12 protein-coding genes are annotated in these 10797 nt (G+C 68.3%); 5 read left to right on the forward strand and 7 right to left on the reverse strand.

The annotated features are described in order from the left end of the window. Positions 1 to 87: 87 nt before the first annotated feature. The 5 genes from QH195_RS15815 to QH195_RS15835 form a co-directional block, all read right to left on the reverse strand. Complete coding sequence (locus QH195_RS15815) at positions 88 to 885, reverse strand: family 1 encapsulin nanocompartment shell protein (protein ID WP_280435928.1); 798 nt, start codon at positions 883 to 885, stop codon at positions 88 to 90. Further along, the gene (locus QH195_RS15820; RefSeq protein ID WP_280435929.1) at positions 882 to 1934 is read right to left on the reverse strand and encodes a Dyp-type peroxidase; all 1053 of its coding nucleotides are present in this window, start codon (positions 1932 to 1934) and stop codon (positions 882 to 884) included. The genes QH195_RS15815 and QH195_RS15820 overlap by 4 nt, the downstream gene beginning before the upstream one ends. Before the next feature lie 51 nt (positions 1935 to 1985). Beyond that, a complete protein-coding gene (locus QH195_RS15825; RefSeq protein ID WP_280425361.1) occupies positions 1986 to 2312 on the reverse strand; it encodes a cupin domain-containing protein in 327 nt (108 codons plus the stop codon). A 304-nt stretch (positions 2313 to 2616) separates the two neighbouring features. Further along, positions 2617 to 3123, reverse strand: a complete 507-nt coding sequence (locus QH195_RS15830) for a dihydrofolate reductase (RefSeq protein WP_280435930.1) — start codon at positions 3121 to 3123, stop codon at positions 2617 to 2619. Beyond that, the gene (locus QH195_RS15835) at positions 3120 to 3944 is read right to left on the reverse strand and encodes a thymidylate synthase (RefSeq protein ID WP_280425415.1); all 825 of its coding nucleotides are present in this window, start codon (positions 3942 to 3944) and stop codon (positions 3120 to 3122) included. Before QH195_RS15835 ends, QH195_RS15830 begins: the two co-directional genes overlap by 4 nt. Before the next feature lie 445 nt (positions 3945 to 4389). On the opposite strand from QH195_RS15835, the gene cobF reads away from it, so the two are divergent. From cobF to QH195_RS15855, 4 genes are read left to right on the forward strand one after another with little or no spacing between them, the layout of a single operon-like run. Continuing rightward, entirely contained in the window at positions 4390 to 5130 is a 741-nt protein-coding gene (gene cobF, locus QH195_RS15840; RefSeq protein WP_280435931.1) for a precorrin-6A synthase (deacetylating), read from the forward strand. A gap of 36 nt (positions 5131 to 5166) precedes the next feature. Next, a complete protein-coding gene (locus QH195_RS15845; protein ID WP_280425358.1) occupies positions 5167 to 5412 on the forward strand; it encodes a DUF2630 family protein in 246 nt (81 codons plus the stop codon). A 9-nt stretch (positions 5413 to 5421) separates the two neighbouring features. Next, positions 5422 to 6897 carry a dihydrolipoyl dehydrogenase family protein gene (locus QH195_RS15850; protein WP_280435932.1) on the forward strand — a complete coding sequence of 492 codons (1476 nt, stop codon included), beginning with the start codon at positions 5422 to 5424 and terminating at the stop codon, positions 6895 to 6897. Beyond that, positions 6894 to 8882 (forward strand): carboxylesterase/lipase family protein, encoded by a 1989-nt coding sequence (locus tag QH195_RS15855; protein WP_280435933.1) that lies wholly within the window; start codon positions 6894 to 6896, stop codon positions 8880 to 8882. The genes QH195_RS15850 and QH195_RS15855 overlap by 4 nt, the downstream gene beginning before the upstream one ends. Positions 8883 to 8887: 5 nt before the next feature. Here the strand turns inward: QH195_RS15855 and QH195_RS15860 are convergent, their stop codons facing one another. Together QH195_RS15860 and QH195_RS15865 are read right to left on the reverse strand one after the other, a co-directional pair. After that, the gene (locus QH195_RS15860) at positions 8888 to 9754 is read right to left on the reverse strand and encodes an Fpg/Nei family DNA glycosylase (protein WP_280435934.1); all 867 of its coding nucleotides are present in this window, start codon (positions 9752 to 9754) and stop codon (positions 8888 to 8890) included. Positions 9755 to 9763: 9 nt separating this feature from the next. Then, on the reverse strand, positions 9764 to 10300 hold the full coding sequence (locus QH195_RS15865) for a potassium channel family protein (protein ID WP_280425354.1): 537 nt from the start codon (positions 10298 to 10300) through the stop codon (positions 9764 to 9766). Positions 10301 to 10417: 117 nt separating this feature from the next. Between QH195_RS15865 and QH195_RS15870 the strand changes: the two genes are divergently transcribed. Further along, positions 10418 to 10797, forward strand: a 380-nt coding sequence (locus QH195_RS15870) for a Uma2 family endonuclease (protein WP_280435935.1), incomplete at its 3' end; no start/stop codon positions are given.

Raw genomic sequence — 10797 nt, forward strand, 5'->3', positions numbered from 1 at the left:
CCCCCCCCCCAACCCCCCATCCCCCCCCACATTTACCCGCTCCCCCCCGGCTTTCGGGGGCCCGCCCGCCCCCTCCACGGGACCCGGTCAGTGCAGGGCTACGGCCGCTTCGGCGGAATAGACATGGAAGGTCATGCTCTGCTGGAAATACAGCTGGACGGTTTCGGCATCATGGCCCAGATAGCCGATGGACAGGTCCTGCCCGAGGGTGAGGTCGAAATCCCCGCCGCGGGTGGTGAGCACGAAGGCCCCGTCGATGGCCGGCGCCCAGATGATCTCCCCGTCGGGTACGAGGCGTTCCAGATGGGTGCGCAGCGGATGTCCGTGGTTGGAGGTCTCGCTGACCTTGGTGTACAGGTCGGCGCTGAGCAGCACCGAATACGGTCCGTCGACACCGGCCAGGCGCAACTGGCTCACCGCCAGAGCGATCACCTCGGGCACTCCGAACACATCGTCGGGTAGCGCGATCGCCCGGTTCGACGAGGCCGCCCGGATCCCGGTGATCCCGGCGGCGGCGTAGCCCTCGAAAACGGCTCGGTCCTCGGCGAAGGCGATCTTGCGGGCGGCGTCCTTGACCGGGTCCAGGTCGGTGTCCTGCGCACCGCGCTCGACATTGTCGAGTTCCTCTCGCGACAGCGTGAACGGCACCCGCAACTCCACCAGCGGCGCCACCACCCGCTGCCGGGCCACGACTCCCTCGTTCGGGGCCGCGATCGGCGTCGTGTGGCCGAGACCGCGCGCGGAATAGTCGGCGCCGTGCGGACCGGACAGATCCACCACGCGGCGGCCGGCGTTATGCCGTTTGAAGGTCCGCGCGGACTCCTCCTCGATAACGGCCCAGGCCGCGTCCGTGATCGGCGCGAGCTCACGATGCAGGTTGTTCATACGGTGCTGCTCCTTTTCAATGTGCCGATACCGAGTGAACCGTCCGCGCTCGGCGCCGGACCCGGCCGTACCGCCGTTTTCCCGGTCGGCTCCGCCGCGGTATCGGCTACCGGCGGCGCGGGCAGATCGTCGAAGAAATTCTGCGGCGGAACGAAGAACAGGGTGCCGGTGACGGCGGTGGAGAAATCCAGGATCCGGTCGTGGGTGGCCTCGTCGGTGCCGAGGAACATCCGCTCCAGCATGATCTCGGTGGTCCGGGGTGTCGCCGAATAGCCGACGAAATAGGTACCGAATTCGCCGTCGCGGATACTGCCGAAGGGCATATTCGCGCGCAGGATCTCTCGCTCGGTACCGTCGGGCTCGATCACCTGGTTCACCGCGATATGCGAATCCGCGGGCTTGTCGGCCTCGTCGAGTTCGAAATCCTCCAGTTTGGTCCGGCCGATGACCCGCTCCTGCTCCTGTACCGGCAGGGCCCGCCAGGCCGGTAGATCGTGCAGATATTTCTGCACGATCACATAGCTGCCGCCGGCGAAGTCCGGATCAGCGGCGCCGATCAGGGCGGCCGCACCGGCCGGCGACTCCGGTAGCGCACCCTCGGGGTTCTCGGTGCCGTCGACGAATCCCAGCAGATCGCGCTGCTCGAAATAGCGGAAACCGACGGTTTCGTCGACGATCGTGCCCACCCCGGCCAGCCGGTCGCCGATGGCCATCGCCAATTCGAAACAGGCGTCGTGCGCTTGGGCGCGGATATGGAACAGCAGATCGCCCGGGGTCGCGGGCGCGTGATGCAGCGGGCCGTCGTAGCCCGGGAATTCGTGGAGTTCCGCCGGGCGCGGACCGCCGAACAGCCGATCCCACGCGCTCGACCCGATACCGGTGATACATCCCAGCCCGGCACCCGGGAGCCGGAATCCGATGGCCCGCCGCAGACCCGGGAGCTCGGCCAGCAGATCCCGCGCCGCCGCCTCACCGCCGGGTTCGATGGTGGCGACCAAAAAATGCGCGGCCGGGGTGAGTGGTTCGAGTATCGGCTGCGGCTGCCCCATAGGCGATCACACTACCGGCGGGCCACCCCCGGCCCCGCGCAATCCCGGTGGCTACTTGGCCACAGTCAGCAGGAAGGCCACATCATCGATCGCCAGCACACTGTGCCGGGCCTTGGGGACCACCAGCAGATCGCCGGACGAACCCTTCCACTCGTTGTCGCCGCTGTGCAGGGTGAGGGTGCCGGAGAGCACGAGCAGCGTGGCCTCGCCCTGGTTGTCGTGTTCGGCCAGACTCTGTCCGGCGCACAATCCGACGACCGTCTGCCGCAACGAATTGGCATGCCCGCCGTAGATGGTCTGGGAACTGCGGCCACTGGTGGTGGTCGCCGCCATTTTGAGCTGCTGCCGGGCCACCGCTGTCAGCGATTTCTTGTCCATGAACCGCCTTTCGCCTCCGCGTACCCGCGACCGGGCTGATGATCGCGGGGTCGTATCGCCGAGTATGCCCGACCCGGACGCGGCATTCCGGCGTTTCCCGCCGACTGTGCTCCTTTTGCCGCTGGGCCAGCGGCTCCGCTGCCGCTCGGCAACATCCGTCGGTCCCGCCCGACACCCTTCAAGCCACCGGCGTGCAACGGGTTCTCGGGGCGCTCCTCGCACCGCGTGGCATAGGGCTCCGCGACCGAACGAGAGGACCCCCGGGGACCGTGGGACTGCGAAGCTGTTCGGGCGATAGAACCGGTCAGCGAGTGAAACGCCGAGTGCGGTAGCGCAGGCCGCCGGACGATTCCAGCCACTCACCCGGATCGTCCGAATGCCATTCGGGCCCGAATTCGGGGGCGTAGGCGTCCCCGTGCACATCGGTGTCCACCTCGGTGACCAGGAGCTCCGTCGCATACGGCAGGGCGGCGCGGTAGATCTCGCCGCCACCCATCACCCAGGTGGTCGCAGGGGCGGCCAGTTCGAGCGCGGCCGGAACGGAACCGGCGGTCTCGGCGCCTGCTGCCGACCAGCCCGCCTGCCGGGTCACCACGATATTGCGGCGGCCGGGCAGCGGACGGAAACGCTCCGGTAGCGATTCCCAGGTCCGCCGGCCCATCACCACGGGATAACCCGTGGTGACCTGCCGAAAGAGCGCCATATCCTCGGGCACCCGCCACGGGATGGTGTTGTCCACACCGATCACTCCGTCGGGTGTCTGTGCCCAGATCATGCCGATGGTGCGCCCGGGTGCGGCGGCCGCCGTCATACCGCCACCGGAGCCTTGATCGCCGGGTGGTGCCGGTAGTCCAGTATCCGCACGTCCTCGTACCGGTAGTCGAATAACGACGCGGCCGGGGTGAGGTCGAGCTCCGGGAACGGATAAGGGGTGCGGGTCAGCTGTTCGGCGACCTGTTCGTGGTGATTGTCGTAGATATGGCAGTCGCCGCCGGTCCAGATGAAATCGCCGGGTTCGAGCCCGCTCTGCTGGGCCACCATCACCGTGAGCAAGGCGTAGCTCGCGATATTGAACGGCACCCCGAGGAAGAGATCGGCGCTGCGCTGGTACAGCTGGCAGGACAACCGGCCGTCGGCGACATAGAACTGGAACAGCGCATGGCAGGGCGCCAGCGCCATCCGGTCGAGTTCGGCCACATTCCAGGCCGAGACGAGCATGCGCCGGGAATCCGGGTCGGTCCGCAGCGTGTGCAGTACCTGCGCGATCTGGTCGATATGCCGGCCGTCGGGCGCCGGCCACGATCGCCACTGCACGCCGTAGACGGGTCCCAGCTCACCGTCTGCGCCCGCCCATTCGTCCCAGATGCTGACCCCGTGCTCCTGCAACCACTTCACATTGGAATCTCCGCGCAGGAACCACAGCAGTTCGTACACGATCGATTTGAGATGCACCTTTTTGGTGGTGATCAACGGGAAGCCGGCGGACAGGTCGTAACGGAGCTGATGCCCGAAAACACTGCGGGTCCCGGTGCCGGTGCGGTCCGCCTTGGCAGTCCCCGAGTCCAGCACCCGCCGCAGCAGGTCCTCGTACTGGGTGTCCGGAGCGCGGTCCGCGCCGCGACCGCCCGCCACCCCCACACCGGGATCGTTCACTGCGCTCGCGCCGGCGCCGGTCGCTGCGCTCACCACGGGATCGTTCGCTGCGCTCGCCACCGGCCGAGCTTAACTCCTCGCCGGGTCCGGCCGGCGGGCACCTTCGCAGGTGGCCCGGACCGCCCACTGTGCCGACGTGCCCAGGTCAGCGCGCACGGTGCCCGGGCGCGCACCCGGATGGCAGCGCCCTCTACGAGGTGAGCGCGGGACGCGACGGTACGTACTACGCAGCAGTACGGACTACGCAGCGGTACGGACTACTCGGATCTCGACCGCGCAGGTCTCGCTGTGCATACCGGGCCGCCGATACCGCGCTCACGGTGCCGACGGCCACACCGCACGTTCCCGACGCCGCGCACGAACTGGAACAGCCGGTCACTGCCCCGGCGACCGCCGTCGCTTCCGGCCTGCCAAGCTGACCCCCATGCGGAAGCTGTATGTGATCGGTATCGGCGCCGGTGATCCCGACCAGGTGACGATGCAGGCCGTCAAGGCGCTGCGGGAGGTCGATGTCTTCTTCGTCATGGGCAAGGGCGCCGAGAAACAGCAGCTCGTGGATGTACGCACCGCGATCCTCGACGAGCACACCGGTCGTCCCTACCGGATCGTGGAGATACCCGACCCGCCGCGCGACCGCACCCCGGCCGACTACAACGCGACCGTACTCGATTGGCACGAGCGCCGTTCGCTGCTGCTGGAGGAAGCCTTCGCCGGGACCGAAGGTGTGGGGGCGATCCTGGTGTGGGGCGATCCGGCGCTCTACGACAGCACCTTGCGCATGGTGGAGCGGGTCCTGGCGCGCGGCACCCTGGTCTTCGATTACAGCGTCGTCCCGGGTGTGACCAGCGTGCACGCCCTCGCGGCCCGGCATCGGATCGTCCTGCACCGGATCGGGGAACCGGTGTACATCACCACCGGGCGACGGTTGCGCGACAAGGGGCTGGGCACCGGTTCGACGGTCGTCATGCTCGACGCCGATTGCGCGTTCACCTCCGTCCCCGGCGACACCTACATCTGGTGGGGCGCCTACCTCGGAATGCCGGACGAAACACTGTTCCACGGCCGGGTCGGCGAGATCGGCGCGGAAATCGTGCGCCGACGCGCGGAGCTGCGGGAACACAAGGGCTGGATCATGGATATCTATCTGCTGCGCCCCCCTGAATGACCTGGTAATCAGGCCGGTGGCCGTAGCATGGTCGGCATGACCGAACAGGACATACTCGGGCGGATCAAGGAGCTGGTCGACCACGAGCACGACCTGCGGTCGCGGGCCTCGCGCGGGGAACTCGATCCCGATGTGGAGCGGCGCCGGCTGGCCGAAGTGGAGGTCATGCTGGACCAGTGCTGGGATCTGCTGCGGCAGCGACGGGCCCGTATCGATCGCAACGAATCCCCCGACGAGGCGCAGCCACGACCGCCGGGACAGGTCGAGGGATACCTGCAGTAGGCGGCGGATATGACCGGAATCGACTCCGCGGCAAAGGAATACGATGTCATCGTCCTGGGCGGCGGGCCGGCCGGCGAGAACGCCGCCGCCTACGCGATCGCGGGTAGCGACCGCACCGCGGCCATCGTGGAACGCGAACGAGTCGGCGGCGAATGCTCGTACTGGGCCTGTATCCCCAGTAAGGCGCTGCTGCGGCCGGGCCATGTGCTGAGCTCCGCGCGCGGTTTGCCCGGCGTGGAGGCGCGCGGGCCCGACGTGGGTGCGGTACTGCGCCGGCGCGACGAATTCGTCCACGCCCGCGACGGCGACCACGACGATTCGGGCCAGCTCGACTGGGCCGCACAGCAGGGTATCGACGTTATCCGCGGCGCCGGCCGGCTGGCCGGGGAACGGACGATCCGGATCGGCGAACACGAACTCCGTGCCCGCCTGGCCGTGGTGCTCGCGACCGGTAGCCGGGCCGCGGTACCGGATGTCCCCGGGCTGCGCGAGGCGCTGCCCTGGACTTCACGCGATGTGACCAACCTGCGCGAGATCCCGAAACGGGTCGTGGTGATCGGCGGCGGCGTGGTGGCCTGTGAGGCGACGACCTGGCTGTCGGCGCTCGGCGCCGAGGTCACGGTCCTGGTCCGCGGCGACCGGCTGCTGACCGGTGTCGAACAATTCGCCGGGGAACGGGTGGCAGAGGCACTGACTGCCCGCGGCGTGGAAATCCGGTTCGGAACCGGCCCGCGACGGGTCCGGCGGCCGGCGGCGGCGGATCACGGGGAAGGCAGGATCCACGGCGGCCCGGTCACAGTGCATGCCGAGGGACCGAACGGGGAGACCACGGTGCTCGCCGACGAAATCGTGGTGGCCACCGGACGTACCCCGAACAGCGACGGTATCGGGCTCGATACGGTCGGGCTGGACGCGGGCTACGTCGAGGTGGACGATCAGCTGACCGTCACCGGAGTACCCGGCGAGTGGTTGTACGCCGTCGGGGATATCAACCACCGTGCCGCGCTCACTCATATGGGCAAGTACCAGGCGAGGGTATGCGGTGATGTGATCGCCGCTCGGGCCGAAGGCCGGCCGCTGACGGATCCGCGATACCGCGCCAGCGCCGACCACCGTGCCGTCCCCCAGGTTGTTTTCACCGATCCCGAGGTCGCCGCCGTCGGCCTCACCGCCGCTGCCGCCCGCCGCGCCGGGCACGATATCCGCACGGTGGAGCTGGATATCGAGGTCGCCGGTTCGGCACTGACCCGTGACGACTACCGCGGTCACGCCGCGCTGGTCGTGGACAACAGCACCGATACGCTGCTCGGCGCCACCTTCGTGGGTCCCGATATCGGGGAACAGTTGCATGCCGCGACGATCGCGGTCGCCGGGCGGGTTCCGCTGGAAGCGCTGTGGCACGCGGTGCCGGCGTTCCCCGCGGTGAGTGAATTCTGGTTACGACTGTTGGAGACCGACCGGTCGTCGTTACCATCGGCCCCATGAGCGAGTCAGTCCCGGAACCGGCAGCGCAGCGCATTGACGGAGGGCCCTCGCCGACAACCGACGGGCACGTCACCGAACAGATCACAACCGCCGATGGCGTCGTCCGCGGTGGGCGGGGCCGCCGCGTGCGGTACTGGCGATCGCTGCCGTACGCGGCACCACCCGTCGGCGGCCTGCGGTTCCGCGCTCCCCAGCCGGTGCAGCCGTGGACCGATATCCGCGACGCCACCTACTTCCGGGCGGCGGGGATCCAGCCCAGCTTCGGTGTCCGGATCGGACCGCGCAAGTTACAGGAGATGAGCGAGGATTCACTGACACTCAATGTCGTGGCTCCCGTGACTCCGGCCGTGCGGCCGCGGCCGGTGATGGTGTTCATCCACGGCGGCGGCTACCTGTTCGGCACCTCGGCGCTGCGCCTCTACGCCGGAGTGCAGCTGGCAGCCGACGGCGATGTGGTCGTGGTGTCGATCAACTACCGGCTCGGCGCGTTCGGGTACGCCGATTTCTCCGAATTCTCCACCCCTGACAGCCCGTACGAGTCGAACCTCGGCCTGCGCGATCAGATCGCCGCGCTGCGCTGGGTGCAGACCAATATCGCCGAATTCGGCGGTGATCCCGGCAATGTCACCATCTTCGGGGAATCGGCGGGTGCGCACGCCGTGCTGAGTCTCATGGCGACCCCGTCGGCCGCCGGGCTGTTCCACCGCGGTATCGCACAGAGCCCGCCCGCGGACTGGGGGTTGACAACGGCCGAGGCGAGGGAATTCGCCCGCCGGGTCCTGGCCGAGCTACAGATCGCCCCGCAGGACGCGAATCGGCTGCTACGCGAAGCGGATCCGCACGATATCCGGCGTGCTTTCAACCGGGCGTCCAATGCGTCCATGGCCGAGTTCCCCGGGTTCTTCCCGGCGGCGCCGGTGGCCGATGGGGATCTGCTGCCGCGCACCCCCATCGATGCATTCGCCGAGGGGTATACCCATCGGATTCCGCTGATCATCGGCACCTGCCGCAACGAGGGTGCCCTGTTCAACCGATTCACCGATACCCTGCCCACCCGGCCCGAGCGGCTGAAACGCGCGCTCTCGGTTGCCGGTCCGGAGCGCTATCCCCAGGTGTTCTACACCTATCCCGGTTTCCCCGGCGAGGCCGCGGCCATCCGCGCGGGCGGCGACTACTTCTTCTGGCGGCCCTCGCTGGAGGTGATGGCGGGACACAGCCGGCACAGTCCTACCTACGCCTACCGTTACGATTTCGCACCCCGCCTGCTGCAGCTGTACAAACTGGGCGCGACCCACGCGACCGACCTGCTGCCCACCTTCGGGGCCGTGTACGAACCGTGGAGCCGGGCGCTGACCATCGGCGGCAGTCGTCGCGGTCTGCTCGCGGTGACCCGGCAGGTCCAGGACAACTGGTTGAATTTCGCCCGGACCGGTGAACCGCTTCCGGTGTGGCCGCGCTATACCGAACAGGACCGCCGCACGCTGATCATCGACGATCCCGGCCGGGTGGAGAACGACCCGGACAGCGCCCAGCGCAAGCTCTGGGAGGGGGTCCGCGCGCCCAAGTTGGCACCGGCAGGCGGCGTCACCCCGGCCGGCGGCACCACCGCAGCCCCAACCGGCGATACCACCGCAGCGCCCGCCGGCGATACCACCGCAACGACGGCAGACGGCACCGCCGAAAACGCGGCAGAAAACGAAGCCGACGCCGACGGCACGCTGCTGGGGAAGATCACCCCGGGGAACGCGACGGGGACCCCGACCGCAGTGGCGACCACGGTCGCGGAGCAGCTGGCAGATAACGTCGAGCTGCCCGCCGATAGCGCCGAGACCGTCGACGCCGACGGCCACCCGGACACCGACGGCGTCGGCAAACCCGCCGAATCCCACTCGGAGCCCGGACCGGCCGACGACGGTACGGATCCGGCTACGGAAAGCGGGCGAGCAGTTCCGCCGGGCACTTCCGACCGGAACTCCGGCGACTGACCGTTCTACTTCAGCAGCCGCGACATCCGGCGATCGGCGAGGACCTTCCCACCGGTCTGGCAGGTCGGGCAGTACTGGAACGACCGGTCCGTGAACGCGACTTCACGGACCGTATCCCCGCATACCGGGCAGGGCATACCGGTGCGACCGTGCACCCGCATACCCGAACGTTTCTCGCCCTTGAGCCGCGCCGCGTCCTGCCCCACCGACCGGGCGACCGCATCGGTGAGCACCGTGCGCAGGGCGTCGTAGAGGGCGGAGATCTTGGCGGCCGGCATGGTCTTCGCGGTGGCGAACGGGGAGATCCGGGCGGTGTGCAGTATTTCGTCGGAGTAGGCGTTGCCGATCCCGGCGAGCACGGTCTGGTCGACCAAGACGTTCTTGATCCGGCCCGACGCCGCCCCGAGGAGCGCGGCGAACTCGGGTTCGGTGACGGCGAGCGCATCCGGCCCGAGCCGGGCGATACCGGGTACTTCCGCCGGATCGCGCACGATATAGACCGCCAGCCGTTTCTTGGTACCGGCCTCGGTGAGGTCGAAGGCGGGCGTCGCCCCTTCCGGGGTGAAGAAATGCACCCGCAACGCCAGCGGGCCGCGGCCGGGTTTCGGTGGGCTCGCACTCGGGTTGTCGGTCCAGCGCAGCCACCCCGCCCGGGACAGGTGAGTGATCAACCACAACCCACCGCACTCCATTCCGAGGAACTTCCCCCACCGCCCGGCACCCGTGACATCGCGGCCGGACAGCGCCGTCACCGGCGGATCGAAGGTTTTGATCGCACTCAAGGCCGCCACATCGATACGGCCCACCACCGCACCGACCGCGTGCTCCCGCAGGAACTGCGCCAGCGCCTCCACTTCCGGTAGTTCGGGCACGCGATCAGGCTACCGGGGCCCGGTGACATTCTCGGCGTCCAAACGCCGGGTGATCCCGGTGCTCGTCACCGTGATCAGGGTGCCGACCACCACCAGATCGAACACCATCTGGACCGTGGTGGCGATACGCGCCGCCTGACCGGCGGCGTGGATATCACCGAAGCCTACGGTCCCGAGAGTCGCGACGGTGTAGTAGAGCGCATCGCTGCGGGTGCGCAGCTGCGTGAACTGGCCGGGATCGCGCAGTTCGAGCACGTAGTAGAAGAGCGCGAAGAACAACACCACCAGGCAGACCAGATACAGCAAACCGTCGACCCGGTGCGCGGTATCGCGACTCGCGGCGAGGAACTGTCCGATCCGGCGGTAGGCGAGCCACGCCAGCCCGGCCACGCCGGCGACGAAGGCCACCAGGGTCACCAACCGTGTGGGCCAGTAGCCGGGGAAATCGAATCCCACCGGAACGAAGTAGTAGAACAGCAGACCACAAATCACGGTGCCCGTGTTCCGCCACAGATGCGCCGAGCCGCTGATCCGTCGAGATGCCATGCGGTCATGATCGGCCGGATCCGCCTATTCACCGGGCGGCACGCCGAAACAACAGGTCATCCGGCCGTGCGATACTGGTCGGGTCAGTCGATCACTGTGCGCAGAGCGAGGGATTAGATGACCGCCGACCCCATACCGACGGATCCCGGGCCGTCCTTGGGTTGGCCGGTGCCGCCACCCGAGGGCTACTTCGCCGAAGACCTCGACCGGCTACCCGATCTACCCTCGCATACCGAACTGATCGACGGGAGCCTTGTTTTCGTGAGCCCGCAAATGAAGTTCCACAGACGCGTTGTGGACTTTCTCCGCCTGCAACTCAGGCATCAGGCACCGGAACAGTTCGAAGTCGACCGGGAAATGACGATTACCCTCGGCCCCCGGCAGCGGCCGGAACCCGATGTCCTGGTCGCCGATGCCGCCGCGGACACCGGGCTGGACCAGACGACCTACGAACCCGCGAATGTCCTCCTGGTGATCGAGGTGGTCTCCCCCGACTC

This window comes from Nocardia carnea, from assembly GCF_029868855.1.
GTDB lineage: Bacteria > Actinomycetota > Actinomycetes > Mycobacteriales > Mycobacteriaceae > Nocardia > Nocardia carnea_A.